This window comes from Streptomyces avidinii, assembly GCF_045161815.1.
Taxonomy (GTDB): Bacteria; Actinomycetota; Actinomycetes; order Streptomycetales; family Streptomycetaceae; genus Streptomyces; species Streptomyces avidinii.
Genome location: NZ_CP108863.1, coordinates 1,847,547 through 1,872,759, shown reverse-complemented (window position 1 = coordinate 1,872,759; position 25,213 = coordinate 1,847,547). Strand labels below are relative to the sequence as shown.

General features: G+C 71.9%; 27 protein-coding genes. 10 read left to right on the top strand and 17 right to left on the bottom strand.

Going from position 1 to position 25,213, the window contains the following annotated elements; translation table 11 throughout:
* Positions 1-76 precede the first annotated feature (76 nt).
* Positions 77-739 (top strand): GPP34 family phosphoprotein, encoded by a 663-nt coding sequence (locus OG373_RS08390; RefSeq protein WP_405437123.1) that lies wholly within the window; start codon positions 77-79, stop codon positions 737-739.
* A gap of 15 nt (positions 740-754) precedes the next feature.
* On the opposite strand, the gene OG373_RS08385 is transcribed toward OG373_RS08390, so the two are convergent.
* The 3 genes from OG373_RS08385 to OG373_RS08375 form a co-directional block, all read right to left on the bottom strand.
* A protein-coding gene (locus OG373_RS08385) for an IS5 family transposase (RefSeq protein ID WP_405437122.1) occupies positions 755-1,686 on the bottom strand; the annotation gives its coding sequence in 2 pieces (ribosomal slippage) (positions 755-1,348 and positions 1,351-1,686; 930 coding nt in all).
* Between the two features lie 71 nt (positions 1,687-1,757).
* Positions 1,758-2,249, bottom strand: a complete 492-nt coding sequence (locus tag OG373_RS08380; RefSeq protein ID WP_405437120.1) for an NUDIX hydrolase — start codon at positions 2,247-2,249, stop codon at positions 1,758-1,760.
* The gene (locus OG373_RS08375) at positions 2,246-2,863 is read right to left on the bottom strand and encodes a helix-turn-helix domain-containing protein (protein ID WP_405437119.1); all 618 of its coding nucleotides are present in this window, start codon (positions 2,861-2,863) and stop codon (positions 2,246-2,248) included. Before OG373_RS08375 ends, OG373_RS08380 begins: the two co-directional genes overlap by 4 nt.
* Positions 2,864-2,929: 66 nt before the next feature.
* Between OG373_RS08375 and OG373_RS08370 the strand changes: the two genes are divergently transcribed.
* Both OG373_RS08370 and OG373_RS08365 read left to right on the top strand, forming a co-directional pair.
* Complete coding sequence (locus OG373_RS08370; RefSeq protein WP_405437117.1) at positions 2,930-3,907, top strand: NAD(P)/FAD-dependent oxidoreductase; 978 nt, start codon at positions 2,930-2,932, stop codon at positions 3,905-3,907.
* Positions 3,908-4,022: 115 nt separating this feature from the next.
* A complete protein-coding gene (locus OG373_RS08365; RefSeq protein WP_405437116.1) occupies positions 4,023-5,441 on the top strand; it encodes an NAD(P)/FAD-dependent oxidoreductase in 1,419 nt (472 codons plus the stop codon).
* Between the two features lie 111 nt (positions 5,442-5,552).
* Here OG373_RS08365 and OG373_RS08360 read toward each other — a convergent pair whose 3' ends face one another.
* A complete protein-coding gene (locus OG373_RS08360) occupies positions 5,553-6,623 on the bottom strand; it encodes an ATP-dependent DNA ligase (RefSeq protein ID WP_405437114.1) in 1,071 nt (356 codons plus the stop codon).
* A 75-nt stretch (positions 6,624-6,698) separates the two neighbouring features.
* Here OG373_RS08360 and ligD point away from each other — a divergent pair, with 75 nt between their 5' ends.
* Complete coding sequence (gene ligD / locus OG373_RS08355; protein ID WP_397729659.1) at positions 6,699-7,718, top strand: non-homologous end-joining DNA ligase; 1,020 nt, start codon at positions 6,699-6,701, stop codon at positions 7,716-7,718.
* A 56-nt stretch (positions 7,719-7,774) separates the two neighbouring features.
* On the opposite strand, the gene OG373_RS08350 is transcribed toward ligD, so the two are convergent.
* A complete protein-coding gene (locus OG373_RS08350; RefSeq protein ID WP_397729658.1) occupies positions 7,775-8,125 on the bottom strand; it encodes a VOC family protein in 351 nt (116 codons plus the stop codon).
* Positions 8,126-8,376: 251 nt separating this feature from the next.
* Here OG373_RS08350 and OG373_RS08345 point away from each other — a divergent pair, with 251 nt between their 5' ends.
* A complete protein-coding gene (locus OG373_RS08345; protein WP_405437112.1) occupies positions 8,377-9,267 on the top strand; it encodes an alpha/beta fold hydrolase in 891 nt (296 codons plus the stop codon).
* 9 nt (positions 9,268-9,276) lie between these two features.
* On the opposite strand, the gene OG373_RS08340 is transcribed toward OG373_RS08345, so the two are convergent.
* Positions 9,277-9,939 carry a TetR/AcrR family transcriptional regulator gene (locus OG373_RS08340; protein WP_405437110.1) on the bottom strand — a complete coding sequence of 221 codons (663 nt, stop codon included), beginning with the start codon at positions 9,937-9,939 and terminating at the stop codon, positions 9,277-9,279.
* A 160-nt stretch (positions 9,940-10,099) separates the two neighbouring features.
* Here OG373_RS08340 and OG373_RS08335 point away from each other — a divergent pair, with 160 nt between their 5' ends.
* Positions 10,100-10,348 carry a WhiB family transcriptional regulator gene (locus OG373_RS08335; protein WP_397729654.1) on the top strand — a complete coding sequence of 83 codons (249 nt, stop codon included), beginning with the start codon at positions 10,100-10,102 and terminating at the stop codon, positions 10,346-10,348.
* On the opposite strand, the gene OG373_RS08330 is transcribed toward OG373_RS08335, so the two are convergent.
* The 7 genes from OG373_RS08330 to OG373_RS08300 form a co-directional block, all read right to left on the bottom strand.
* Positions 10,349-10,930 carry a hypothetical protein gene (locus tag OG373_RS08330; protein WP_405437108.1) on the bottom strand — a complete coding sequence of 194 codons (582 nt, stop codon included), beginning with the start codon at positions 10,928-10,930 and terminating at the stop codon, positions 10,349-10,351.
* Positions 10,927-11,547 (bottom strand): hypothetical protein, encoded by a 621-nt coding sequence (locus tag OG373_RS08325; RefSeq protein ID WP_405437106.1) that lies wholly within the window; start codon positions 11,545-11,547, stop codon positions 10,927-10,929. Before OG373_RS08325 ends, OG373_RS08330 begins: the two co-directional genes overlap by 4 nt.
* Positions 11,544-12,677: a hypothetical protein gene (locus OG373_RS08320; protein WP_405437105.1), complete on the bottom strand. Its 1,134-nt coding sequence runs from the start codon at positions 12,675-12,677 to the stop codon at positions 11,544-11,546. The genes OG373_RS08325 and OG373_RS08320 overlap by 4 nt, the downstream gene beginning before the upstream one ends.
* The gene (locus tag OG373_RS08315) at positions 12,670-12,972 is read right to left on the bottom strand and encodes a hypothetical protein (protein ID WP_405437103.1); all 303 of its coding nucleotides are present in this window, start codon (positions 12,970-12,972) and stop codon (positions 12,670-12,672) included. Before OG373_RS08315 ends, OG373_RS08320 begins: the two co-directional genes overlap by 8 nt.
* A 72-nt stretch (positions 12,973-13,044) precedes the next feature.
* Positions 13,045-14,016: an acyl-ACP desaturase gene (locus OG373_RS08310; RefSeq protein ID WP_030728836.1), complete on the bottom strand. Its 972-nt coding sequence runs from the start codon at positions 14,014-14,016 to the stop codon at positions 13,045-13,047.
* A gap of 302 nt (positions 14,017-14,318) precedes the next feature.
* Positions 14,319-15,959, bottom strand: coding sequence for an ABC-F family ATP-binding cassette domain-containing protein (locus OG373_RS08305; protein WP_405437100.1), 1,641 nt, complete (start codon positions 15,957-15,959; stop codon positions 14,319-14,321).
* Between the two features lie 178 nt (positions 15,960-16,137).
* A complete protein-coding gene (locus tag OG373_RS08300; RefSeq protein ID WP_405437099.1) occupies positions 16,138-16,554 on the bottom strand; it encodes an SsgA family sporulation/cell division regulator in 417 nt (138 codons plus the stop codon).
* A gap of 451 nt (positions 16,555-17,005) precedes the next feature.
* On the opposite strand from OG373_RS08300, the gene OG373_RS08295 reads away from it, so the two are divergent.
* Positions 17,006-18,091: a WD40/YVTN/BNR-like repeat-containing protein gene (locus OG373_RS08295; RefSeq protein ID WP_405443989.1), complete on the top strand. Its 1,086-nt coding sequence runs from the start codon at positions 17,006-17,008 to the stop codon at positions 18,089-18,091.
* On the opposite strand, the gene OG373_RS08290 is transcribed toward OG373_RS08295, so the two are convergent.
* On the bottom strand, positions 18,092-18,595 hold the full coding sequence (locus OG373_RS08290; protein WP_405437098.1) for a GNAT family N-acetyltransferase: 504 nt from the start codon (positions 18,593-18,595) through the stop codon (positions 18,092-18,094).
* Between the two features lie 50 nt (positions 18,596-18,645).
* A complete protein-coding gene (locus OG373_RS08285) occupies positions 18,646-18,945 on the bottom strand; it encodes a YciI family protein (protein ID WP_397729645.1) in 300 nt (99 codons plus the stop codon).
* Positions 18,946-18,971: 26 nt separating this feature from the next.
* Between OG373_RS08285 and OG373_RS08280 the strand changes: the two genes are divergently transcribed.
* Positions 18,972-19,649: an endonuclease V gene (locus OG373_RS08280; RefSeq protein WP_079406697.1), complete on the top strand. Its 678-nt coding sequence runs from the start codon at positions 18,972-18,974 to the stop codon at positions 19,647-19,649.
* 41 nt (positions 19,650-19,690) lie between these two features.
* Here OG373_RS08280 and OG373_RS08275 read toward each other — a convergent pair whose 3' ends face one another.
* Positions 19,691-20,890, bottom strand: coding sequence for a saccharopine dehydrogenase family protein (locus OG373_RS08275; protein WP_405437096.1), 1,200 nt, complete (start codon positions 20,888-20,890; stop codon positions 19,691-19,693).
* A 184-nt stretch (positions 20,891-21,074) separates the two neighbouring features.
* On the bottom strand, positions 21,075-22,688 hold the full coding sequence (locus OG373_RS08270; RefSeq protein ID WP_405437094.1) for a hypothetical protein: 1,614 nt from the start codon (positions 22,686-22,688) through the stop codon (positions 21,075-21,077).
* A 334-nt stretch (positions 22,689-23,022) separates the two neighbouring features.
* Between OG373_RS08270 and OG373_RS08265 the strand changes: the two genes are divergently transcribed.
* Both OG373_RS08265 and OG373_RS08260 read left to right on the top strand, forming a co-directional pair.
* Complete coding sequence (locus OG373_RS08265) at positions 23,023-24,180, top strand: CaiB/BaiF CoA transferase family protein (protein ID WP_405437092.1); 1,158 nt, start codon at positions 23,023-23,025, stop codon at positions 24,178-24,180.
* A complete protein-coding gene (locus tag OG373_RS08260; RefSeq protein WP_405437090.1) occupies positions 24,180-25,205 on the top strand; it encodes an LLM class F420-dependent oxidoreductase in 1,026 nt (341 codons plus the stop codon). Before OG373_RS08265 ends, OG373_RS08260 begins: the two co-directional genes overlap by 1 nt.
* Positions 25,206-25,213 lie beyond the last annotated feature (8 nt).

Sequence of the window (25,213 nt, the reverse complement as noted above, 5' to 3'; positions counted from 1 at the left end):
CGGCGGGGTCATCACTCGTCCTCCCTACGAAGCAGTCAGGACAGCCGGACCGGTAGACGGACGACGGGGGCCGCTCGTGAGGATCACACTGGCCGAGGAGATCATGCTGCTGTCCCTGGACGACGAGTCCGGGGCAGCGCGGCAGCGACAGTCGGCGGGCTGGGCCGTGGCGGGCGCGATCCTGCTCGAACTGGTCATGGCGGAGCGGGTGTCGGTGTCGGGCAAGTACCTGGAGCTCAGGAACACCGAGCCCACCGGCGAGCAACTGCTGGACGGCCGGATCCGGTTGATGGAGACCTGGCTCCGGGGCCGCAGCAAGCGCCGGGTGACGGACTGGCTGACGAAGGACCAGCCCAAGGCGGTCGGCGCCGCCCTGGAGAGCCTCAGCGAGCGCGGGCTCGTGGTGGCACAGGTGCACAAGGTGTTCGGAGTGTTCCCGCAGCGCCGCTACCCCGAGGCCGACGGCACCGTCGAGCGCGCCCTGCGCGAGCGGCTCCGCGCCGTCGTCCTGGACGGCGCCGAGCCGGACGAGCGCACGGCCGGCCTGATCGCCCTGATCCACTCGGCCAAACTGCACCGGCTGGCCTTCCCCGGCCGGCAGCCCGACGGGCTGACCGCTCGGACGGCGGAGATAGCCGACGGCCAGTGGGCGGCCGAGAGCGTCCGGCTGGCGATCCGCGACATGCAGGCCGCGATGGTGGCGGTGACCACGGTGACGGTCCTGACGGCCACCACCTAGGGCTTGTCCGGGCGATCACGTTCGCAGCCAGATGACGAGGGTTGCCGCTGTCGCGGTGCCGAGGAAGACATAGCCGCGCTTGTCGTAGCGAGTGGCGACCGCCCGGTGCTGCTTCAAGCGGTTGATCGCTCGTTCGACGGTGTTGCGCTTCTTGTACCGCTCTTGGTCGAAGCCCGGTGGCCGCCCGCCGCGTGAGCCCTTGCGCAGGCGGGCGGCCTGGCTGTCGGTCTTCTCCGGGATGGTGTGGCGGATGCCCCGGCGTCGCAGGTACTCGCGGCAGGGGCCGTTGCTGTAGGCCTTGTCGGCCGCGACGCTGTCGGGCTTCTTGCGCGGTCGGCCGGGCCCGGGTTTCGGGACGCGGATCTTCTCCAGGACGGGCTTGAACTGGGTGCAGTCCGCCCGCTGACCCGGGGTGACGATCAGAGACAGGGGGCGGCAGCGGCCGTCCGCGCTCAGGTGGAGCTTGGTGGTGAACCCGCCGCGCGAGCGGCCCAGGCCCTCACCTCCCGCACCACCTCCACCAGGCGGGCGTGCAGGCTCTGCCACGCGCTTTCGCCCTGATGTTCTGGGACTTCGTCCCCCTTTGAGGCGGGGGCAGGCGGTGGGTCGGTGCGGGCGCCGGCCGCGTGCTGATGAGCGCGCACGATGGTGGAGTCGACCGAGATGTCCCAGTCGATTGCACCCGCCGCGTCGGCCGCGGCCTGGACCTGCTGGAGCAGGCGTTCCCAGGTCCCGTCCGCTGACCACAGACGGTGGCGTTCATAGACCGTCTTCCACGGACCGAACCGTTCGGGCAGGTCACGCCACTGCACGCCAGTCCGCACCCGGTGCAGAATCCCGTCGATCACCTGCCGGTGGTCCCGCCACCTGCCACAACGCCTGTTACTGACCGGCAGGAACGGCCGCAGCCGTTCCCACTCGGCATCACTCAGATCACCCCGCCCCATGCCCACATCAACGACCGGGGCGCGGACTAGTCACATGATCGGCCGGACAAGTCCTAGGTGCGCGGGTGCTGTCAGGTGCCGGGTACCGGGCCCGAGAGCGGGTAGACGTGGGCGGGGACGGGCGGCAGTGAGGCGAGGTCCGGGCGCCACGCGCGCAGCACGGCCGCGGACGGGACGTACAGGGCCGTCGGGATCTCGGCGGGCACGAACCACTGCCAGCGGGCGATCTTGTGCGGCTCGGTGACGGCGGGGACGCCCTCGGCCGAGCCGGTGACGGCGGCGGCCGTCAGTCGGGTCAGGCCGGCCGTGGCCTCGATCTGCACGGACAGGATCCGGATCGACGCCGGGTCCGCCCGCAGGTCCGTCTCCTCGGTGAGTTCCCGGGCTGCGGCCTGCTCGAAGCCCTCCCCGGGGTCGACCTTGCCGCCGGGCAGCTCCCAGCGGCCGTCGTGCGCCTGGCCCAGGAGCACCCGGCCGTCGGGACCCACGACGACCAGCCCGACGCCGACGACGGCATGGGGCTGCGGTGCGGCCCGCTCGGGGCGCTCTCCGGTGGTGCTCATGGACGTCCTTCCGATGCGGTGGTGGGGCGGGCCCGGACATGGATCCGCTCGCCCTGGGGGCCGAAGAGGCTGAGGAACTCCGCCGGCTGCGGACCCGCGTTGAAGAAGGCGTGCGGGGTACGGGTGTCGAACTCGGCGGCCTCGCCGGGGCCCAGGACCAGGTCGTGCTCGCCGAGCAGCAGCCGTATGCGTCCGGACAGCACGTACAGCCACTCGTAGCCCTCGTGGACCTGCAGTTCGGGCTCGGGCGGCGGGCCTTCGAGGGGCGGGAGGATCTGCTTGAAGGCGTGCACCCCGCCGAAGTTCCGGGTCAGTGGTACGTAGGTGCTGCCGTGCCGGACGAAGGGGCGCGGGCGGATCCGGGGATCCCCGGTCTCCGGGGCGCCGACCAGCTCGTCGAGCGCCACCCGGTGCGCCCGGGCCAGCGGAAGGAGCAGCTCCAGCGTCGGCCTGCGCTGCCCCGACTCCAGCCGGGAGAGGGTCGAGAGGGAGATCCCGGTGGTGTCGCTGAGCTGGGCCAGCGTGGTGCCGCGCTGCCGCCGCAGGGCGCGCAGCCGCGGGCCCACGGCCGTCAGTACGCCGGCGAGTTCCTCGTCCTGCCCCTCGATGGCCATGACTCCATTTGCCGCTTCGGCAAGAACATTTGTCAAGGGGCCCGCCCCGGGCACACCCTCGGGGACATGGACAACGCAAGGGACAGTTCGTTCGACGTGGTGGTCGTGGGAGGTGGGGCCGCCGGGCTCGCCGGGGCACTGACCCTGGTCCGGGCCCGCCGTTCGGTACTGGTGATCGACTCCGGCAGCCCGCGCAACGCCCAGGCCGCCCACATGCACGGATACCTCGGCCAGGACGGGGAGAGCCCGGCCGCCCTGCTCGCCGGGGGACGCGCCGAGGTGACCGGCTACGGCGGGGAGATCCGGTCGGGCACGGCCCTCGCCGCCGACCGGCTGCCCGACGGAACCTTCCTGGTGCGCTGCGGGGACGGCACGACCGTGCGGGCGGGCCGCCTGCTGGTCGCCACCGGCCTGGTGGACGAGCTGCCCGCCGTGCCGGGCCTCGGGGCGCGCTGGGGGCGGGACGTGCTGCACTGCCCGTACTGCCACGGCTGGGAGGTCCGGGACCAGCCGATCGCGGTGCTGGCCGACGGTCCCGTCGCCGTGCACCAGGCCCGGCTCTGGCGGCAGTGGAGCGCGCGCACCACCCTGCTGGCGCACACCTGGCGGCTCACCGCCGAGGACCGGGAACTGCTGGCCGCCCTCGGTGTCGATGTCGTCGAGGGCGAGGTGACCGGCCTCGCCGTCCAGGGCGACCGGTTGACCGGGGTGACCCTGGTGGGCGGCGCCGAGGTGGGGTGCCGGGCCCTGGTGGTGGCCCCGCGGTTCACCGCCCGCTCGGGTGTGCTGAGCAGCCTCGGCCTGCCGACCGTGGTCATGGAGCGGGACGGTGAGGCGATCGGCACCTGCGTCGAGTCCGATCCGGCCACCGGGGCCACCGCGCTGCGGGGGGTCTGGGCCGCGGGCAATGTGACAGCGCCGATGGAGAAGGTCGCGGGCGCGGCCGCCCAGGGGGCGCAGGCGGCCGTGGCCATCAACACCGACCTGATCGAGGAGGAGACCCGGCGGGCCGTCGAGGCCCACCGTGCGGGTGCCGACGTGTGAGCACCGAGCACCAGAGCGAGTTTCGGTCATTTGTGCGGGTTTCGGACGGCTTCCGTTCGTGCAGGCTCTGTGCGGTGTGATCGTCGTACGGTCCAACGGCTCGGGGGGACGCTCCATGGCACATGTGCTGGTCATCGGCGGAGGTGTCGCGGGGCCCGCGACCGCCCTTCTCGCGGCGCGGCGCGGACACACGGCGGAGGTCTTCGAGCGCGACGTGCGGGCTCCGGGCACCGCGCTCGACCGTGACTTCTTCGGCTGGCGGCGGCCGACCGTACCGCAGGCGGCCCAGCCGCACGTGCTGCTGGGGGCTGCCCACAACGTCCTGCGCGGAGACCTGCCCGACGTCCACCGGGAGATGCTCCGGCTGGGCGCCCGGGAACGGCACGAGCTGGACTGGTTCGACGTGCGTCCGCCCGAGCTGCCCGGCGACGAGGACCTCGTGATGCTGCAGGCCCGGCGCATCGTGCTGGAGAGCGCGCTGGCCACGGCGCTGCGCGCGGAACCGGGGGTCGTCGTCCGGTACGGGGAACCGGTCACCGGACTGCTCACGGCCCCCGGACCGTCAGGGGTCACCGGGGCCACCGGGGTCACCGGGGTCCAGGTGACGGGAGTGACCACCGAGATCGGGAGCTACCCGGGGGACCTCGTGGTGGACGCCTGCGGGCGGCGCGGGGGAACCGAGCGCAGGCTGGCCGAGGCGGGCTGCCGGCCGCCCGTCGTGGAACGGCACCGCACCGGGCTCGCGTACTTCTGCCGCTGGTACCGGCTGCCCGAGGGCGTGGACGAGGGGCCGCGCCGGCCGTGGGCGGTGACCGGCGGGGCCTTCGCCGGGTGCGCCGTCTTCCCGGCCGACAACCGGGTGTTCGCCGTGACGCTGTTCGTGCACACCGCGGACACCACCCGGTCGGCGCTGCGCGACCCCGACGTCTTCGAGGCTGCGGCGCGTGCCTTTCCGCCCGGCGCGGCCTGGCTGGCACTGGGCGCCGAGCCGCTGTCGGGCGTGCTGGCCACGGCGAGTCCGGACAACAGGTGGAGCGCGCTGGTCGACGAACAGGGCCCCGTGGTGACCGGGCTGGTGCCGGTCGGAGACTCGATCACGCACACCAACCCGACGCTGGGGCAGGGCACGTCGCTGGCCCTGTGGGCCGCGCGCAGGGTGGCTCGTACGGCGCACCGGGACCCGGGATCGGCGCGGTACGCCGCCGAGCACCACGCCTGGGCGGAACGCACCCTGAAGCCCTGGTTCGACTTCCAGGTGGTGGCCGACGCGGCCATCGGGGAGCGCTTCGCGACACGGGCGGGGCGCGGGGCGACGGCGCGTGAGGTGTCCGCGCTGTTCGACTGCGCGCTGGAGGACCCCGAGGTGATGCGGGCGCGGGCGAGGGTCCGGCACCTGGTGGAGCCTCCGGAGCGGGCGTACGCCGATCCGGAGATCCGCGCGCGGGTGGCGCGCTGGCTGGCGGACCGGCCGGACTACGTACCGAACGCGGCGGGGCCGGACCGGGAGGAGTGGGAGAAGCTGACGGCGGGGTGAGACGGGGTGGTCCCCGCTCGGCCGGGGGCGCAACACCCGCAGCGCGGCCCCGGCGAGCCGGTGACCACACGGTCACCGGATCACGTTCGCGAGGGCGGGAAGCCGACCGGCCTAGGTGTCCTGCGTGCCCAGGACTTCGGCCAGGTCGTAGCCGACCACCTCCTCGAGCTGCGCGTAGGTGCAGCTCTCGGGCGTGCGGTCGGGGCGCCAGCGGTGGAACTGGGCGGTGTGCCGGAAGCGGTCGCCCTCCATGTGGTCGTACCTCACCTCGACGACACGTTCGGGGCGCAACGGCACCCAGGAGAGGTCCTTCTTGCCGGTCCAGCGGCTCTGCGCGCCGGGCAGCCGGGCGCTCTCGTGGGCGGACTCCTCGGCCCAGGCGGCCCACGGATGGCCGGTCGGGTCCGGCATCCGCAGGGGTTCGAGTTCCTCCACCAGCTCGGCGCGGCGCTTCATGGGGAAGGCGGCGCACACGCCCACGTGCTGCAGGGTGCCGTGGGCGTCGTACAGGCCGAGCAGCAGCGATCCGACAATCGGACCGCTCTTGTGGAAACGGAAACCCGCGACGACGACGTCGGCCGTACGTTCGTGTTTGACCTTGAACATGAGGCGGGCATCGGGCCGGTAGAGGAGATCGAGCGGTTTGGCGATCACCCCGTCGAGCCCGGCGCCCTCGAACCGCTCGAACCACTCCTGCGCGAGCGCGGGATCGGTGGTCGCGGGCGCGAGATGCACGGGGGGCCGAGCAGTGGAGAGGGACCGGACGAGGGCGGTACGGCGGTCGGCGAGCGGGGTGTCGAGGAGCGCCTCGTCGCCGAGGGCGAGCAGGTCGAAGGCGACGAAGCTGGCGGGGGTGGTCTCGGCCAGCAGGGCGACGCGGGACTGCGCGGGATGGATCCGCTCGGTCAGCCGGTCGAAATCGAGGCGCCCGCCATGGACGATCACGATCTCGCCGTCCACGACGCAACGGCTCGGCAGATTGCTCTTCAGGGCCTCCACCAGCTCGGGAAAGTACCGGGTCAGGGACTTGCCCGTGCGGCTGCCGATCTCGACCTCCGCGCCGTCGCGATGGACGATGGCCCGGAAGCCGTCCCACTTGGCCTCGTACTGCATCCCCGGCGGGATCTTCGCGACGGACTTGGCGAGCATCGGCTTCACGGGCGGCATCACTGGCAGATCCATGCCTTCGATTCTGCGGTGGTACGTCCGGACCTGCCCGGTATGCGCGCACGACCGGGCCCGCCTACCGTGGCGCACATGGGTGCTGCCGGAAATGCGATCGAGCTGGACGCGGGCGGGCGGACGGTACGGCTGTCCAGCCCGGACAAGGTGTACTTCCCGGAGCGCGGCCTCACGAAGCGGCACGTCGCCGAGTACTACCTGGCGGTCGCGCCCGGCATCACGCGCGCCCTGCGTAACCGGCCGACGACCCTGGAACGCTTTCCGGACGGGGTGGAGGGCGAGTCCTTCTTCCAGAAGCGGGCACCCAAGAACCTTCCCGACTGGATCCCCACCGCCCACATCGCCTTCCCGAGCGGCCGCACCGCTGACGAGATCTGTCCGACCGAACCGGCTGCCGTGCTGTGGGCGGCCAACCTGGGCTGCCTCACCTTCCACCCCTGGCCGGTGCGGCGCGACGACACCGATCGCCCCGACGAGCTCCGGATCGACCTGGACCCGCAGCCGGGCACCGACTACCACCACGCGGTGGCGGCCGCCCACGAACTGCGCGCCCTGCTGGAGGAGCTGGGCCTGCGCGGCTGGCCCAAGACCTCGGGCGGCCGCGGGCTGCACGTCTTCGTACCGATCGAGCCGCGCTGGACCTTCACCGAGGTCCGGCGGTGCGCCATCGCCCTGGGCCGGGAACTGGAACGCCGCATGCCGGGAAAGGTCACGACGGCCTGGTGGAAGGAGGAGCGCGGCGAGCGGATCTTCGTCGACTACAACCAGACGGCGCGCGACCGCACGATCGCCTCCGCCTACTCCGTCCGCCCGCGCCCGCACGCCCCGGTATCGGCGCCGCTGCGCTGGGACGAGGTGGACGACGCGGAGCCGCGCGACTTCGACATCGTGACGATGCCGGCGCGCTTCGCCGAACTGGGCGACCTGCACGCGGACATGGACGAGCACGCCTTCGCCCTGGACGCCGTACTGGAACTCGCGGCCCGCGACGAACACGAGCACGGCCTGGGCGACATGCCCTACCCGCCGGACTACCCGAAGATGCCGGGCGAACCCAAGCGCGTCCAGCCCAGCCGGGCGAAGCACGAGGACTGACGCGCGGCTGCGCGGCTGTCCCTGAGATCCGTCACTCGGAGCCGAGTGCTGTGGGGTCACAGGCTGTGGGCGATGGGGTGCAGCGGTTCGTAGAGCGGGAGTTCGGCCCCGCTGGGAAGACGGATCGCAGTCAGTTTGCCCCAGCGCTGCTCGCTGAGCGGACGGGTGATCTCGACGCCCTGCGCGCGGAACTCGCCGAGCTGGGCATCAAGGTCGTCGCACATCAGGAAGAACTCGTGCTGGGGCGGGCCGTCGGTCGGGTGCACGGCCACCTCGGCCGGGGGCAACTTGAAGATGAGCCAGCCGCCGCCCGCGTCGACGCCGGGAAAGCCGAGGACGTCGCGGAGAAAGGCACGGTCCGCCTCGGCGTCCTGGCTGTAGAGGACGACATGTGCGCCGCTGATCATGGCCGGCTCCTGTCCCGTCGACGTGCTGGCGGTCGTGCCCCCAGGGCATCCTGGCACGCGCAGGTCCAAGAAGACCTTCTCCTGCGATGACACGACGACCGAGTTGCATGACAACGGACAGTCGTTCGCTCCGCTGTCGGCGGAGAGGATCCAAAAAACAACACGAACGATCGTGCTAATATCTGCTCATCGGCTCGCTATCGGCATCTGGCTGCCCCGAGGAGATTCCGGAGAACCCGCACATGCATCCCATGGCTTCACTCCTGAGCATCACCCTCAATGTCACAACCCGGCTCGCCCCGGGACTGGCCGGGCCCCGGGCCTTCGCGCTGTTCGTCCGGCCTCTCGGGCGGGCACGGCTGCGGCCCGAGGAGGTGGATCTGATGGAGCGGGCCGAGCGCGGGCGGATGGTCGTGTACGGCACGGCCGTGGCCACATACCGATGGGGTGAGGGGTCCCGGCCCGTTCTCGTCGTGCACGGCTGGTCCTCGCGCGCCTCGCGGTTCGCCGGACTCATAGCGGCCCTGCGGGCCCAGGGGCGTACCGTGATCTCCTTCGACGCCCCCGGACACGGGGAGTCCGAGGGGCGCGCCTCCACGATCCGCGACTACCGCGCCATCATCGGGCAACTGCACGCCGAGCACGGCGACTTCTCGGCCGTCGTCGCCCACTCCTTCGGCGTGCTCGCCACCTTCTCCATGCTGTACGACGGTATGAGGGCCGACCGCGTCGTCGGTATCGGGGGCGTGGCCGACTTCGACTACCTCGTGCAACGCTTCCGCGCCGGACTGAACCTGGGCGAGGGAGTGGGTCGCGCCCTGCGCGCCCATGTGGAGCGCCGGCTTTTCCCCGGCGACCCCGACATCTGGCAGCGTCTCGACGCCCGCCGCCGCTTCGCCGAGATGCGGGCGCCCATCCTGCTCGTCCACGACACGGACGACGACGTGATCGATCCCGCCCAGTCCCGCGCGATCGCCGCCGCCTACGGCCCGCAAGCCCGCCTGATCGAGACCACCGGTCTCGGCCATAGCCGTATCCTCGCGGACCCCGATGTCATCGCGAGCGCGGTCGAGTTCGCCGTCTCGGAGGCCGTGCCTGTGCCTTCGCCCGCCCCTGCCCCTGCCGTCGCACGCCGCGCGTGAGGTGCGGGGTCAGGACGGCGAGCCGAACACGGGCGGTCGTTCCGGGAGTTCCTCCGGGGCGGCCGCCACCGCACGCAGCCGGCCGAGGATGCCACGGCCGGCCCGCTCGTACGCCAGCGGGTCACCGTGCAGGACGGAATGCGCGTTGGCCAGCTCCATCAGAGCCATCAGCTCGAAGGCGAGCTGCGGTACTGCGTCGGTGTCCACCGGGTTCCGGAACCCGCCGGCCAGCCGCGCCTCGTCCAGCAGGCGCTCCACGTAACGCGTCCAGTCGGAGCGCACCTTGGCGATCTCGTCCCGGACCGGCCCGGGGCGCGCGTCGAACTCCGCGGAGACGGAGTAGAAGAAGCAACCGCCGGGGAAGACCCGGCGCCCGGAGTAGCCGAGCCAGCGCTCGCACAGCCGCCACACCTTGGAAAGGCCGTCGGGCTCCCGGTGCACGGGCTGCACGACCTCGTTCCGGAAAACGTCCACGGCGGCACGGACGGTGGCGAGCTGGAGGTCCTCCTTCGAGCCGAAGAGGGCGAAGACCCCGCTCTTGCTCAGGCCGAGATCCGCGGCGATCTTCCCCAGGGACAGGCCTTCCAGGCCGTCCACGGAAGCGATGCTCATCGTGCGGTCGAGCACGGCCCGCCGCGTCTGGTTGCCGCGTTCCACGCGTCCGTCAGCCATGGCGCCATCTTACCGAACGCACGGTCGTTCACTCAGTGGGGGAGAGGCCCGCTGTCAGTGGGGGGTGCGATGCTCGGATGGGGCCCGTTGTGCCTGGTCATGACCGGGTGTTGATCAGTCGTTGATCGGACGTCCATCCCCGGCGGCCAGTATCACCGGCATGTCGATTAACACCACTACCGCAACCACTGACACCGCTTGGTACGAGCTCGCCCTGTGCGCCCAGACGGGCCCCGGCTTCTTCTTCCCGGAGCCCGGCTCCTCGCTCCGCGACGCGAAGCGGCTGTGCGGAGCGTGCGAGGGGCGGGCTGCGTGCCTGGAGTACGCCCTGTCCAATGACGAGCGTTTCGGAGTCTGGGGCGGCCTCTCGGAGTCCGAGCGCCTCGCCCTGCGCCCGCGCCGCCGCTGATCAGGTGCGCGTTGCCTTTCCACTGCCCCGCACCAACCCCACCCGCCGCGCAAGCTCGAACCCCTCGCCACCGCACTCCTCCCGGCGCGGCGTGTGGGGCACGACGCGCACGGGGTAGTGCCCGCCGACGGGCGATACGACCCCGCCGAAGCGGGGGTCGCCTGCGAACCAGATCCGGTCCGGGTGGTCGTCTTCCAGCGTTGCGAGCGGCACGGGGAACGGGACGATTCGGAACATGGCCGTGAAGTCCTCCCGGAACGGGATGGCGATGGTCCTGGGGCTTCCGTTGGGCCTGCGTGGATGCCGGCACGGCCACTCGCGCCAGGGGTAGGCCCGGAGCACAGCAACGACCCGGCGCCGGCGGAACCAGGCGACGATCACCCAGGGCAGGTAGGGCGTGACGAGAATGATCATGAGGGCGAGGGTCATCCCCGCGTAGGGGACGAGACCGATGCAGACCAGGGCGGTCAGCGGCGGCCCACCGAGGCAGAGCACCCAATTGAAGCGGCGGATGGCCAACCGCCTGTAGCCGATCACCGTCGGAGGGTGGTCCCAGGCCGCCTTGGCGAGCGTGACGCTCATAGGAGCACCTCCAGGATGCGCGAGGTCCCGGCGGCCTTGGGCGCGTCCGGGTCGGGGTCGGTGAACTGGAGGGTGTGCGCCACCGCTTCGATGATGTCCGTGTAGGCGTCGGCGTGCGGGGTGCAGGCGCTGGTCAGATCCAGGACGAGTAGGTGGAGTCCATCCGGATGGACGGTCGCGAGCCTGGCCTGAAACTGATGATGCTCGATTTCAGGCACGGAAATGATCCCGGCGACCAGACAGCACGGAAGAGCTGACGGCAGGTCGACGAACCTGCGGACGGAGCTGGTCCAGAGGGGGGAGCGGGCGATGGCCAGAGACGTCCGTGCCACCGCCAGCCGGGGGTTGGGCTGCTCGATCCGCCGGATGGTCAGAGTGAACAACGAGGTGGCGACCCCGACCGGTTCCTCGGGATGGAAGCCGAGCGCGGTGTGCACGACATCGTGCCCCGTCAGTTCCTGAAGGTCGTCCGTGAGCTGGGACAGTTCCCGTTGGGCAGCAGGGCTGCCCAGGGCTTCCGCGAACGCGTCCAGGGAGGCGGCGTCGCCGGGACCGATGTCATGGAAGCCCGGGGGCAGGCGGAACCAGACCGGCGGGAGGCTGCTGTCCTGTGTCATGGCCTCATCGCCGACCACACGTGGCCCGACTTCCTGATGGCCGAAGGAGCGTCGTCGAGGACACCTCGGGTGCCGTCCACTGCTGTGGAGCCTTGTTCGACTGCTTCGTTGTCCGGGCCGTAGTCTGCCGCGGCGGTCAGCGCACCTGTAGCTGCCACGGCCACGCCCGCCCGGTCTCTGGCGTCCTGACTCGACGACCGCATGGCCCATCCGGTGAGGGGACTGTCCAACTGTCGCAGGTCGTCGGAGGTGGACCAGGCCGACTGCCTGAACGCCGTGGCGCCGGGAGCCAGCCCCACCACCGCGCTGCCCTCCGGCGCAGCGGCCATCGCAGCGCGGGCAGCTGCCGTGCCCGCCTTGGCCCCGGACGCGACCGCCGCGACTCCCGGTACCGCGCCGACCGTGTCGCCGAGCAGTGTCACGCTGCTCTTCCAGAAGTCCGCGTCGAACTGGCCCTTGGTGAAGCCGTCCGTCAGGGACTTACGGAACTTCGGGTCCGAGGTGTGCATCGCCAGCGCCGCCAAGGACAGCCCGCTGCCGACGAGCATGATCGCGAGCCCCGCCGGCGGGCAGACAAGGGCCACGCCCGCCCCGATCGCGCCCAGGATCGCCGACGCGTTCGACATCGCGTCCGCCGGGTCGTCGACGATCTTGTTCCAGATGGAGGCCAGCAGGCCCGGTTCCTTCGGGGCCAGGCGGTCCGTCGCCGCGTTCAGGGTCCGCGCGAACCGGCGGGCCGCCGCTGCGTGCTCGGCGGCGAGTTCGCGGGCCAGGCGGCGGGCGTCCGCCAGGGCCTCGTCGGTCTTCGCCGCGGCGGCCTGGGTCTCGTACCGGGTGGCCAGTGCGCGGTGGGAGACCAGGGTGTCGTGCCACCCCGTGAGCCGGCGAGCCGCCTCCGCGAGCGAGGTGTGGGCCGAGCCGAGATAGCGGGGGAGGTCCTTCGAGAGGGAGGCCCGGAAGGCGGTGGCGGCCTCGCCCTGCCACGCCGCGCTGTGGGAGGCCAGGTCCTTCACCACCCGGGAGGCCTCCCCGAGGGAGGTGGCCGAGGCGCCGAGTTTCTTGGCCAGGGCCAGTACCGTGGCGGGATTTCCGGGGGCCGGGTCGAAGCCCAGCGCCGCGTGCTCAGTCATGCGCGGCCGCCGCCCTGAGGAAGGCCGCGCGGATGGCGCGGTCCAGCTCCGCGTACTCCGCGGCGCTGCGGTCCACGCCCTCCCGTACGGCCTTGACGCGTTTGGTCAGCTCCCGCGTGCCGTAGGCCCAGCGGTCCTGGAAGCCGTCACACGCCGCGTCGAGATCCGCCGTGCCCAGCTGGTCGGGCCGTACGTGGTCCAGTGCGCGGCGGGCGTCCCGAAGGGAGGCCAGCGAGGAGTCCAGGACGCGCGTCAGACGGGTCAGCTGGTCGATGTCCACCTGGAGCGAGGTCATGACGCGAAACCCTGGCAGAGCACTGCTCTGCCAGGGCAATCGGCGTCACTCGCCCGAGCGAGCGGAAATCGGTCAGCCCTTGCGGGCGGCGAGGCGCGCGGCGCGGGCGGCGAGCTTCTCGTCGAACTTGCGGGCCTCGGAGTCCAGGCCGTTCATGAACAGGCCGAGCTCCTCCTGGGCCTTCTGGCCCTCGGGGCCGAGGCCGTCGATGTCCATGATCTTCAGGAAGCGGATCACCGGGCTCAGCACGTCGTCGTGGTGGATCCGCAGGTTGTAGACCCCGCCGATCGCCATCTGCGCGGCCATCCGCTCGAAGCCGGGCATGCCGTGTCCGGGCATCCGGAAGTTGACGACGACGTCCCGCACGGCCTGCATGGTGAGGTCCGGGGCGAGCTCGAAGGCCGCGCCCAGCAGGTTGCGGTAGAAGACCATGTGCAGGTTCTCGTCCTGCGCGATGCGGGCCAGCATCCGGTCGCAGACCGGGTCACCGGACTGGTGGCCGGTGTTGCGGTGCGAGATGCGGGTCGCGAGCTCCTGGAAGGCCACGTACGCCACCGAGTGCAGCATGGAGTGGCGGTTGTCGGATTCAAAACCCTCCGACATGTGCTGCATGCGGAACGCTTCCAGCTTGTCCGGGTCCACGGCGCGCGAGGCCAGCAGGTAGTCGCGCATCACGATGCCGTGGCGACCCTCCTCGGCGGTCCAGCGGTGCACCCAGGTGCCCCAGGCGCCGTTGCGTCCGAAGAGGCTGGCGATCTCGTGGTGGTAGCTGGGGAGGTTGTCCTCGGTCAGCAGGTTCACGACCAGCGCGATCTTGCCGATGTCGGTGACCTTGGACTGCTGCGGGTCCCAGGCTTCGCCGTCCTCGAAGAAGCCGGGGAAGTTCCGGCCTTCGCTCCACGGGACGTACTCGTGGGGCATCCAGTCCTTGGTGACCTTCAGATGGCGGTTGAGTTCCTTTTCGACCACCTCTTCCAGCGCGAACAGCAGCTTGGCGTCCGTCCACGCCTCCGAGCTGCCGAGGTGGGGAGAGGTGATCGTCACGGGTACTCCTGGGTGCAAAGCGAATTACCTACGGTTCCGTAGCCTACGGAGTCGTAGGTTAAGCGTGACATCAAGGCCAGCCAAGCCCCGGGCAGGTGTATGTCTGGTTACATCCAGTTATCTGTGCAGTTTATGAGTGGTCTGAGAGGCGGATGAGGGGGCAAAATCACGCCGTCAGGTGGTTCGAAACTTTTACTTTTGACGGCCGGAACGGATTCCGCTTCGCCGCCGCCCGTGGCGTCGGGTGTCCGCGGACGGCGGCGGAGCGAGTGGCGGAGCGGGTGGCGGCCACACGGGCCCGCTCACTCGTGCCAGAGCGTCTCCCGGACCGCCTCGGCCGTCGTCGGCCGGAGCTCCCCGTCCAGCAGGAGCCAGCGCGTGATGCCGATCGACTCCAGGAACGGCACGTCGTGGCTCGCCACCACCAGTGCGCCCTCGTACGACTCCAGCGCCTCGGTCAGCTGCCGCACGCTCGACAGGTCGAGGTTGTTCGTCGGCTCGTCCAGCATGAGCAGCTGCGGAGCGGGCTCCGCCAGCAGCAGGGCCGCCAGCGCCGCCCGGAAGCGTTCGCCGCCCGACAGGGTGCCGGCCGGGCGGTCCGCCCGGCCGCCGCGGAAGAGGAAGTGCGCGAGCCGGGCCCGGATCAGGTTGTTCGTGGCCTGCGGGGCGAACCGTGCCACGTTCTCCACGACCGAACGGCTCTCGTCCAGTACGTCCAGGCGCTGCGGCAGGAACCGCGTGGTCACATGCGTCACCGCCGCCCCGGACACCGGCGCGAGCTGCCCCGCGATCGTGCGCAGCAGCGTGGTCTTGCCCGACCCGTTGCGGCCCACCAGGGCGATCCGCTCCGGACCCCGCAGTTCCCACTCGCCCGGCACGGAGGCCCCGTGGGCCAGGTGCAGATCGCTCAGGGTCAGCACGCGCCGCCCCGGCGGGACCTGGGTGGCGGGCAGCCGGATCCGGATCTCGTCGTCGTCGCGCACCGCCTCCACGGCCTGGTCGAGGCGTTCCTTCGCCTGCGCCAGCTTCTCGGTGTGCATGATCCGGTGCTTGCCCGCCGACTCCTGGGCCGCGCGCTTGCGTGCGCCCATCACGATCTTCGGCTCGCGCTTGTTCTCGTACATCTTCTGCCCGTACCGCTTGCGCCGCGCCAACTTGACCTGTGCGTCGGACAGTTCGCGCTTCTGCCGCTGTACGTCGGCCTCCGCGACCCGGACCATCCGCTCGGCCGACTCCTGCTCGGCCGCGAGCATCTCCTCGTAGTCCGTGAAGTTCCCTCCGTACCAGCGGACTTCGCCGTCGCGCAGATCGGCGATCTGATCGACCCGCTCCAGCAGCTCCCGGTCGTGGCTGACCAGGAGCATCACCCCGGACCAGGACTCGACCGCCGCGTAGAGGCGGCCGCGGGCCCGCAGGTCCAGGTTGTTGGTGGGCTCGTCCAGCAGCAGGACGTCGGGGCGCGCGAGCAGGAGGGCGGCCAGCCGCAGCAGTACGGACTCACCGCCCGAGAGCTCGCCGACGGTGCGGTCCAGGCCGATCCGGGCGAGACCGAGCTGGTCGAGCGTGGCCAGGGCCCGCTCCTCCACGTCCCAGTCGTCGCCGACGGCGGTGAAGTTCGCCTCGGTGGCATCGCCCGCCTCGATGGCGTGGAGGGCGGCGCGGGTGGTGTGGATGCCGAGTGCCTCGTCCACGCGCAGTGCGGTGTCGAGGGTGACGTTCTGCGGAAGGTAACCGACCGAGCCGGCTACGGAGGACTGGCCCTCGGTCGGGGTCAGTTCGCCGGCGATCAGCTTCAGCAGGGTGGACTTCCCGCAGCCGTTGAGCCCGATCAGGCCGGTTCGGCCGGGGCCGACGGCGAGTTGGAACCCGTCGAAGACGGGGGTGCCGTCGGGCCAGTCGAAGGACAGTGCGGAGCAGGTGATGAAAGCAGGGGCGTTACTCATGGAGGCCTCCAGGTTGCGTGAGTGGTGCGTGCAACGCGGGGAGACAGCCGACGGCTCAGCCGTAGGGGGCGGTGGTCGGTGTCTCGAACCTCAGACGAGCAATGTCCTGCTCCGTTTCGACGGGGATGGGCCGTCTTCGAAGCTACGGACGGCCGCAGCCGCCCGCAAACCAATTTATTCAGCAGGTGTCGCGCATCAGCCGGGCCAGGCTGTGGTCCATGTCGAGGTAGAGGTGTTCGAGGCCGGGTGGCACCACGGCCGCGGCCCGTTCCAGGAACCGGTGCAGCTCGGCGGTCAGCATCAGCACGATGGCGACGCCCTCCGTCGCGTGGAACTCGATGGTGGTCCGGTCGACGTCGTACGGGCGCACGCGTACGTCACCGCAGCCCGACGGGCGGTCCAGCCCGGACTCCAGCAGTTCGCGCGAGAAGGTCCACGAGACCTCGACGCCCTCCAGCGTGGCCGGGGCGGGGAAGGCCATGCGCACGGCGAACGGATCCGCACGGTCGTAGCAGAGGGTGACGGGCACGGTCTCGACTTTCGGCGCGGTGGCGACCAGACGGGCCTGTGCGGCCTGCTCGATGACAGTGATCAAGGCTCACTCCCTTGCGGCGGATCTGCTGCCGGACTGCGGGTGGGGCCCGGCAACCCGATAGACGCCGGAATCGGCAAATCCGTGCATGGGCCGTTGCGTGAGCTGTGTCACCGATTGGCTTGAACCACGCTGTGTGATCGCACAGCGTGACCGGGTGGAGGGATATACGGGAAGGCGGTCCTCGGGCCGCCGGGGGCCGGGGTGCCTCGGAGAAGGGCTGATTACCGATCACTCCACAGGCCCAATGATCCTCATCCGGAGCATCCGGAGCATCAGGCCCGCGGGGCGGCGGCGACGCCGACGGAGTCCGCGCCCGGTCCACCGGCGGGAGCGGGCCCGGAGCCGGGAGCCGGGGCCGAGTCCGGAGCCGGGCGCCGGAAGGCGCTCTGGACGGCGATTGCGGGGTGCGTTAGCTTCCGGCGCCATGAGACTTCTGGAACTCGGAATCGGCATGTGCGCGGCAGCCCTGGTCGTGGGGGTGCTGGCCGCCCCCGCCCAGGCCGCCCCCGACCGGGCCGATGCGGATCCGGCCCCGGTGGCACGGGACTTACGTGGGGCCGGCTGGGCGCTGAAGGACACCGGGAAGGACGTACGCTTCCGCGGGCTCGCGGCGGTCAACCGGTCCACGGCCTGGGTGGCCGGCTCCAAGGGGACGGTCCTGCGCACGCTGGACGGCGGCCGCAGCTGGCGTGACGTTTCGCCGCCCGGCGCGGTCGCGGAGGGTCTGGAGTTCCGAGACATCGAGGCCTTCGACGCGCGGCGCGCGGTGGCCCTGTCCATCGGGGAGGGCGAGGCCTCCCGGGTGCTGCGCACCGAGGACGGCGGAGCCACCTGGACCGAGACCTTCCGCAACCCCGACCCGCGCGCCTTCTACGACTGCCTCACCTTCTTCGACGCCCGGCACGGCCTGGCGATGAGCGATCCGGTGGACGGGAAGTTCCGCATCCTGGCCACGGACGACGGCGGGCGGAACTGGCGGGTGCTGCCGAACGCGGGCATGCCCGAGGCGCTGCCCGGCGAGGCGGGCTTCGCCGCGAGCGGTCAGTGCCTGGTCGGCTCCGGCCCGCGCGACGTCTGGCTGGCCACCGGAGGCGGGGCGCAGGCCCGGATCCTGCACTCCGCGGACCGCGGCCTGACCTGGCGGGTCGCCGAATCCACCGTGCCGGCGGGCGATCCGGCCCGCGGGGTCTTCGCCCTCGCCTTCCGGGACCGTACGAGGGGACTCGCGGTCGGCGGTGACTACCGCACGGGGCAGGCCTCCCCGCAGGCCGCAGCCGTCTCCGCCGACGGGGGACGCACCTGGCGCCAGGCCGCGACGCCGCCGCCGGCCTACCGCTCGGGCGCGGCCTGGTTCCCGTACGGCGCGGGGACGGCCCTCGCGGTGGGACCCACGGGCACGGACGTGACCACGGACGGGGGCCGCAGCTGGCGGTCCCTGGAGGCGGGCTCGTTCGACACCGTCGACTGCGCGGCGGATGCGGGCTGCTGGGCCGCGGGGGAGAAGGGACGGGTGGCGCGGCTGGAACGGCGCCGCTGATCAGTCGACGGGAGCGGGCGGAGCCGACGGCTTCGGGGTGGTGAAGAGGTCCATGCCCGGGTAGCGCCCGGCGGCGAAGCCCGCGGCCCGGTAGACGGGTTCGCCGTCGGGGCTGGCGTGCAGCTGCACGTAGTGGATGCCGATGCCGTCGAGCCAGGTGACGAGCGCGTCGACGATCCGCCGGCCGTGGCCCCGCCCGCGGGCGGGGGCGTCGGTGACGATGCCGTCGAGGTAGCCGCGCCGGCCGTCGGTCCATTGAGGGCCGGGCAGGTGGTGGGTGACCCAGGCCATGCCGGTGGCGAGCAGCGGTTCGCCGGGCGCTCCGCCGACGACCAGGCAGTGCACGTCGGGGCGTTCACCGACGCGTTCGAGGAACCAGGTACGGGCGACCTGACGCCAGGCGGCGTCGGCCGGCCCGGGGTCGACCCCGAGGGAGTCGAGGGCGACGGCACGCAGGCGTACGAGCTCGGGGACATCGGCGGCTTCGGCCGGGCGGGGCAGCATGGAAGCTCCGGCGGGGAGGGGGCGGACGGTGGGACGACGCGGCGCCGTCGCTACACCACCGGGTTCTCCCGCACCGTCGCGAGATCGGACGAGGTCTTCGTGGCGATGAACTCCGTGACGGTGTAGGCGCAGACGCCCGCCACCGTGAAGGGGTCCTCGGCCGCGATCCTCTCGATCTCCGCCCGGGACACCCCGCCGGCCAGGATCACGCCCCCGTCGCGCGGGACCTTGCGGCCCGAGGCGAGGAAGACGCCGGCGGCGTAGTAACCGTCCAGCCAGGCGATGTGAGCGTCCATCTGCTCTTCGACGGCTTCGACGGGGGCGGTGTAGGTGAGCTCCATGACGAACATGATCGCCAGGCTACTCTCGCTCCATCATGACGAGTGTGAAGACCCCCGCCGACGAGGCCGAGGCCCGGGCGATACAGGACGAACTACGCCATCAGGTCGTGCTCACCGAGCCCGGTCCGCCACCCGGCCACGGCCTCGTCACGGGTGTGGACGTCGCCTACGACGACGCGCGCGACCTGGTCGCCGCCGCGGCCGTGGTGCTCGACGCCGCCACCCTGGAGGTCGTCGAGGAGGCCACCGCCGTCGGGCACGTCAGCTTCCCCTACGTGCCGGGACTGCTCGCCTTCCGCGAGCTGCCGACCGTACTGGCCGCCCTCGACTCCCTGAAGTCCGCGCCCGGCCTCGTCGTCTGCGACGGCTACGGCCTCGCCCACCCGCGCGGCTTCGGTCTCGCCTGCCACCTCGGTGTGGTCACCGGGCTCCCGGCGATCGGCGTCGCGAAGAACCCGTTCACCTTCACCCACGAGGAACCGGGCGCCCGGCGGGGCGACGCCGCCGCCCTGCTCGCGGCCGACGGCGCAGAGGTCGGGCGGGCGCTGCGCACGCAGGACGGGATCAAGCCGGTGTACGTCTCCGTCGGGCACCGGGTCTCGCTGGACAACGCCTGCGCCCACGTCCTCGCCCTGAGCCCGCGCTTCCGGATCCCCGAGACCACCCGCCACGCCGATTCCCTGTGCCGGAGGGCGTTGCGGGAGGCCTCCTGACGCCGGCCCGCCTCCCTCGTCGCCCTCACCGGTCCCTGCCGTCAGCGGGCGTCGGCCACCCGGAAGGTGATTCCCGCCTTCTGGAGGCGGGCGGTGAGGGCGTCGCCCATCGCCACGGCCGTCGTCAGCTGACCGGACACCTCCGGCAGGGCGTCGTGGGCCAGGCAGAGCGCCGACTCGGCCAGCATCTTCGCGGTCTCGCCGTAGCCCGGGTCGCCGCCCGACACCTCGGTGAACACGCGCCGGCCGCCGCCCTCGCCCACGAACCGCGCCGTGAACCAGCTGCGCGCGCGGCGTTCCGCGTCCGGCCCCTGGCCCGGCTCCCAGCGGTCCATCAGCCATTTCCGGGCCGGCGGCAGCTGGGCCAGGGCCACCGTCGCGCCCAGCGCCGCCGTACCGCCCACCGCGACGGGCAGATGCTTGACGGAGGCGTAGTGGCGGTACCGGAAGTCCGGGCCGTACCGCTCCAGCGCGGCCGCCGACCGGGCCACGATCCGCGGGTCCAGCGTGGGCAGCGGCAGGGCCCAGGCGCCGGTCTCCCGGCTGAAGCGCGGTGCCCCGACCGGCCCGCGGGCCCGCCGGCCCAGCAGACGGGGCTCGTGCAGCCGGCGGTCGCGCGCCGCGGCCAGGGTCTGGGGGCCGCGGCTCAGCGCGGTCAGCGCGGAGGCCAGGGTGCCGCCGGAGAAGAGGGCGTTGGACCGGATGAACCCGTCGACCGTCAGCGGGACCCCCTGCGGGAGCTGCCGGACCGTGAAGTACGCCCCGAGGTCGGCCGGGATCGAGTCGAAGCCGCAGGCGTGCACGATGCGGGCCCCGGCCTCGCGGGCCCGCGCGTCGTGCTCGACGTACATGCGGTCCACGAACTCCGGCTCGCCGGTGAGGTCCACGTAGTCGGTGCCCGCCTCCGCGCAGGCGGCCACGAGCTCGGCGCCGTACCAGACGTACGGGCCCACCGTCGTGGCCAGTACCCGGGTGGACGCGGCCAGCTCGCGCACGGCCGCCGGGTCCTGGGCGTCGGCCCGCAGCAGCGGCAGCCCCGCCAGGGCCGGATCGATCGAGGCCAGCCGTTCGCGCAGCCGCTCCAGCTTCGCCGTGTCCCGGCCCGCGAGGGCCCAGCGGCAGCCGGCGGGCGCGTGCGCGGCCAGGTACTCGGCGGTGAGTGCGCCCACGAATCCGGTGGCGCCGAAGAGTACGACGTCGTAGGCGCGTTCCGGCCGGTCGTGCGGGACAGTTGCGTTCATGAGCGCTCCTCCCAGGGGGGTTTCGGTGGCCGAGGCTAGCGTGATCCTCGACCGTGAGTACGACCGGGTGCGGTGGGCCGGTATGCGAGAACAGCGCCCCGGGACCGGCCCGAAGGCCGGTCCCGGGGCGCTGCCGGGATCACCTGCAGCCCCGCCCGCTCACGGGCGGGGCTGCGAGCGGGTACTAGCCCTTCTGGTACAGGCCGAAGAGGTCGACGACGAGGTCGATGTCGTCCCAGCTGCGGTTCCAGAAGTCGATGATGCCGTGGTTGCCGGTGCTCGCCTGGACCAGGTTCGGGACGGTGTCGCCCTTCGTCCAGTTCAGGTTGGAGGAGTTCGGCGGGGTCGGCCAGAACGCCGCCTCGTTGATGTAGTCGTCCATCGAGTTCGGGTCCGGGGTGACCGTGAGGTACCCGTTGCCCTGCGTGTTGGTGACCGTGGCGTTCAGCACGAAGCCCGTGATGCTGGGGTCGTCGTGGGAGATCGGCAGGTAGATGTAGTCGTCGCCCCACAGCGGCCCGTAGACCGGGTCCTGGGGTTCACGGGTGTCGAAGACGCGCTCCGGCACCAGCGGCAGGAAGGAGCTCTGGCTGTCCTTGCTGTAGTAGCCGACGACGTCCACGACGACATCGGCGGCGGACCAGGCGCCGTTGAACACGCTGATCCTGCCGTCGGCGGAGACGGGCACGATCACCGAGTTGGCGATGGTCTGGCCGGCGTTGAAGTTCAGGTTGGACGTGGTCGGGACCGCGCCGCCGCTCGGGTACACGGTCAGGTGACCGGCGCTCTGCGGGTTGGTGACCGTCACGTTCAGTGCCACGGCGCTGATGCCCTGGGGCACGCCGCGCAGGCCGCTGATCTGGGTGCCGAAGGTCGACTGCCCGCCCAGCTTGCGCTTGGCGGTGCCGAGGCCCTCACGGGTGTCGACGAAGCGGGTCGGGTCGACGGGGGTGTAGCCGCTGGAGGCGGACCGGCTGAAGTAGCCGGTGACGTCGGCGATCAGGTCGACCGACTGCTGGCCGCGGTTGGACAGCTCCACGTAACCGCTCTTGCCGACCGGCACGATGACCAGGTTCGGGACCGTCTGACCGGCCTTGTGGTTGACGTTGGAGGTGTCGGGCCGCGTGGTGCCCTCGGGGAAGGCCGTGATGAAGCCGTTGTCGGTGGTGTTGGTGACCGTGACGTTGAGGACCACCGCGGTGACCCCGACGGGGATCTTGCCGTTGCCGCCGACCTTCACGCGGGTGGACTGGCCCGGGCCGACCTTGCCCTGCGTCACGCCGGTCCCGAAGCGGGTGTCCAGCAGACGGGTCGGGGTGTGCGGGGTGAAGTCGGAGCCGGGCGTGACGGCCTGGAGCTCGTTGACGGCCGTGACGCCGTTCGCGGTGTCCTTCACGGTGACCTTGACCGTGTAGGCGCCGACCTCGGCGTAGGTGTGCCCGTTCGTGAGTACCTGGGAGCCGTACGCGGTGACCACGTCGGTCTTCTGGTCGCCCCAGTCGATGGTGACCTCGAGCGGGGTGCTGACGCTCGTGAGGGTGGACTTCACCTCGATGCCGTGCGCGGACGTGCCGTAGCCGCTCAGCCCGACCGAGAGGTCCGGGTTGTCGGCGGCGGACAGCGCCGCCGGGGCGTCGGCCGTGCCGGTCTTGGCGGACGGCAGCGCCTTGCGGACCGTACGCTCGGCGGGGCTGGTGAAGGTGTGACCCTTGGCCTGGGAAACCGCGGCCTTGCCGAGGTCCAGGTCGGGAGTGGACGCGCCGCGGGCGTCCTGCTTGGCCGGATCGGCCTGCGCCACGCCCGGGATGAGGCCAACGCCTGCCGCGATGGCGGCGACGGAAACTACGAGTCGGCGGTTACGCACCGGCCCCCCATTTTCTGGTTGAACGCTTGATCAGCTTCGAAAGCCTGTTCAGAGTACAGAGCCGCGCCGCGGCTGATCAGGGGGGTCGTCCCAGGTCTCGGTCCGGTATCGGTGAGCCGAACGAGCCAAGGTCCGGAGATCCGCGGGGAGCGCCGCCCGGGGGCTTGTGTTCGGTGGAGCGCGTTCCTAGCATCACTGGTGTTACATCAGTTGTGTCACACAGCCGCACACCACGCACACCATGCACACCAGAGCCGCTGGGGGCCCGATGGCAGTGACAGGGAACGGGAACCGGGATGCGAGCGGGCCCGGCCCGCTCGCCGGAGTGCGCGTCGTCGAACTGGCGGGCATCGGCCCCGGACCGTTCGCCGCCATGCTCCTCGCCGACCTGGGCGCGGACGTCGTACGGGTGGACCGGCCCGGCGGTGGCGGGCTCGCGGTCGATCCGGCCTATGACATCACCAACCGGGGCAAGCGCTCCGTCCTGGTCGACCTGAAGTCCGCCGACGGGCCCGCCCGCGTCCTGGACCTGGTCGAGCGGGCCGATGTGCTCGTCGAGGGCTTCCGCCCCGGCGTCGCCGAGCGACTCGGGGTCGGACCGGCCGAGTGCCACGCCCGCAACCCGAGGCTGGTCTACGGGCGGATGACCGGCTGGGGCCAGGAGGGCCCGCTCGCCGAGACCGCCGGGCACGACATCGCGTACATCGCCGTCACCGGCGCCCTCGGCATGATCGGCAACCCGGGAGAGCCGCCTGCCGTCCCCGCCAATCTGGTCGGTGACTACGCGGGAGGCTCGCTCTACCTGGTGATCGGGGTCCTCGCCGCCCTCCACCACGCCCGCGCCACCGGCACCGGCCAGGTCGTCGACGCGGCCATCGTCGACGGCACCGCCCACCTCACCGCCATGATCCACGGAATGATGGCGGCGGGCGGCTGGCAGGACCGCCGCGGGGCCAACCTCCTCGACGGCGGCTGCCCGTTCTACGGCACCTACGAGACCTCCGACGGCCGGTACATGGCCGTCGGCGCGCTGGAGCAGCAGTTCTACGACACCTTCGTGGCGCTCCTCGGCATCGAGGACCGGGCTCCGGCCCGCAAGGACCTCGCCCGCTGGGGCGAGTTGCGGGAGGCGGTCGCCGCGCGCTTCAGGACCCGTACGCGGGCGGAGTGGACGGCCGTCTTCGAGGGCAGCGACGCCTGCGTGGCTCCCGTGCTCTCGCTGCGCGAGGCGCCGGAGCACCCGCACCTCGCCGCCCGCGGGACCTTCACCGACTTCGGCGGGATCGTCCAGCCCGCGCCCGCTCCGCGGTTCTCGGCGACGCCGGGCGCCGTGACCAGGGGACCGGCGCAGCCGGGAGCGCACGCCGCGTCGGTCGCGGCCGACTGGGACGTACCGGCCCTGCTCGGGAAGGAGGAGGAGAACTGATGGAACTGTCCATGATGCTCGACTACGCGGGGGACCCGCGCCGGGCCGCGGACCAGGCCGCGGCGCTGGAGTCCGCCGGGCTCGACGCCGTATGGGTGGCCGAGGCCTGGGGCTTCGACTCCCCGACGATCATGGGCTATCTCGCCGCCCGCACCGAGCGGCTGAAGATCGGCTCGGCCATCCTCAACGTCTACTCGCGCACCCCCGGCCTCATCGCCCAGACCGCCGCCGGCCTGGACGCGCTCTCCGGCGGCCGGGCGCTGCTCGGCCTCGGTGCCTCCGGCCCGCAGGTCGTCGAGGGCTGGCACGGGATGCCGTACGACAAGCCGCTTGGCCGGACCCGCGAGACGGTCGAGCTGTGCCGGCGTATCTGGCGCCGCGAGACGATCGACCACCACGGCATCACCGACATGCCGCTGCCGGCGGAGAAGGGCGGCCGGCACGGCAAGCCGCTGAAGATCCTCACCCGGCCGGTGCGCCCCGCGATCCCCGTCTACATCGCCTCGCTCGGCCCGTCCAATGTGCGGATGACCGCCGAGATCGCGGACGGCTGGCTGCCGACCCTCTTCATCCCGGAGAAGGCCGCCGCGGTGTGGGGCGGCCCGCTCGCCGAGGGGACGGCCGAGCGTGCGCCGGAGCTCGGCCCGCTGCAGACCGTCGCGGGCGGTCTGCTCGCCATCGGCGACGACGCGGCCGCGGCACGGGACCTCGCGCGCCCGCAGATCGCGCTGTACGTCGGCGGGATGGGCGCGGTCGGCAAGAACTTCTACAACGACCTCGCCGTCGCCTACGGCTACGAGGAAGAGGCCCGCAAGATCCAGGAGCTGTACCTCTCCGGCCGCAAGCGCGACGCGGCCGCCGCCGTACCGGACGAGTTCTGCGAACTGATGACCCTGTGCGGGCCCGAGAGCTACGTGCGCGAGCGCGTCGAGGCCTTCCGCGAGGCGGGCGTCACCATGCTCAACGTCACCCCCGTCGGCCCCGACCCGGCCCGGCTGATCGAAACCGTCAAGAACTGGCTTTAGGGAGCCGA

Excerpts from the sequence above, each read along its gene's own strand:
- OG373_RS08275 (WP_405437096.1), bottom strand. The coding sequence starts at position 20,890 with ATGAACGCAACTGTCCCGCACGACCGGCCGGAACGCGCCTACGACGTC.
- OG373_RS08375 (WP_405437119.1), bottom strand. The coding sequence starts at position 2,863 with ATGGCCATCGAGGGGCAGGACGAGGAACTCGCCGGCGTACTGACGGCC.
- OG373_RS08335 (WP_397729654.1), top strand. The coding sequence starts at position 10,100 with ATGTCGATTAACACCACTACCGCAACCACTGACACCGCTTGGTACGAG.
- OG373_RS08290 (WP_405437098.1), bottom strand. The coding sequence starts at position 18,595 with ATGCTGCCCCGCCCGGCCGAAGCCGCCGATGTCCCCGAGCTCGTACGC.
- OG373_RS08295 (WP_405443989.1), top strand. The coding sequence starts at position 17,006 with ATGTGCGCGGCAGCCCTGGTCGTGGGGGTGCTGGCCGCCCCCGCCCAG.
- OG373_RS08325 (WP_405437106.1), bottom strand. The coding sequence starts at position 11,547 with ATGACACAGGACAGCAGCCTCCCGCCGGTCTGGTTCCGCCTGCCCCCG.
- OG373_RS08360 (WP_405437114.1), bottom strand. The coding sequence starts at position 6,623 with ATGGATCTGCCAGTGATGCCGCCCGTGAAGCCGATGCTCGCCAAGTCC.
- OG373_RS08280 (WP_079406697.1), top strand. The coding sequence starts at position 18,972 with ATGACGAGTGTGAAGACCCCCGCCGACGAGGCCGAGGCCCGGGCGATA.
- OG373_RS08370 (WP_405437117.1), top strand. The coding sequence starts at position 2,930 with ATGGACAACGCAAGGGACAGTTCGTTCGACGTGGTGGTCGTGGGAGGT.
- OG373_RS08365 (WP_405437116.1), top strand. The coding sequence starts at position 4,023 with ATGGCACATGTGCTGGTCATCGGCGGAGGTGTCGCGGGGCCCGCGACC.
- OG373_RS08380 (WP_405437120.1), bottom strand. The coding sequence starts at position 2,249 with ATGAGCACCACCGGAGAGCGCCCCGAGCGGGCCGCACCGCAGCCCCAT.
- ligD (WP_397729659.1), top strand. The coding sequence starts at position 6,699 with ATGGGTGCTGCCGGAAATGCGATCGAGCTGGACGCGGGCGGGCGGACG.
- OG373_RS08260 (WP_405437090.1), top strand. The coding sequence starts at position 24,180 with ATGGAACTGTCCATGATGCTCGACTACGCGGGGGACCCGCGCCGGGCC.
- OG373_RS08345 (WP_405437112.1), top strand. The coding sequence starts at position 8,377 with ATGGCTTCACTCCTGAGCATCACCCTCAATGTCACAACCCGGCTCGCC.
- OG373_RS08315 (WP_405437103.1), bottom strand. The coding sequence starts at position 12,972 with ATGACCTCGCTCCAGGTGGACATCGACCAGCTGACCCGTCTGACGCGC.
- OG373_RS08305 (WP_405437100.1), bottom strand. The coding sequence starts at position 15,959 with ATGAGTAACGCCCCTGCTTTCATCACCTGCTCCGCACTGTCCTTCGAC.
- OG373_RS08265 (WP_405437092.1), top strand. The coding sequence starts at position 23,023 with ATGGCAGTGACAGGGAACGGGAACCGGGATGCGAGCGGGCCCGGCCCG.
- OG373_RS08285 (WP_397729645.1), bottom strand. The coding sequence starts at position 18,945 with ATGTTCGTCATGGAGCTCACCTACACCGCCCCCGTCGAAGCCGTCGAA.
- OG373_RS08350 (WP_397729658.1), bottom strand. The coding sequence starts at position 8,125 with ATGATCAGCGGCGCACATGTCGTCCTCTACAGCCAGGACGCCGAGGCG.
- OG373_RS08340 (WP_405437110.1), bottom strand. The coding sequence starts at position 9,939 with ATGGCTGACGGACGCGTGGAACGCGGCAACCAGACGCGGCGGGCCGTG.
- OG373_RS08330 (WP_405437108.1), bottom strand. The coding sequence starts at position 10,930 with ATGAGCGTCACGCTCGCCAAGGCGGCCTGGGACCACCCTCCGACGGTG.
- OG373_RS08320 (WP_405437105.1), bottom strand. The coding sequence starts at position 12,677 with ATGACTGAGCACGCGGCGCTGGGCTTCGACCCGGCCCCCGGAAATCCC.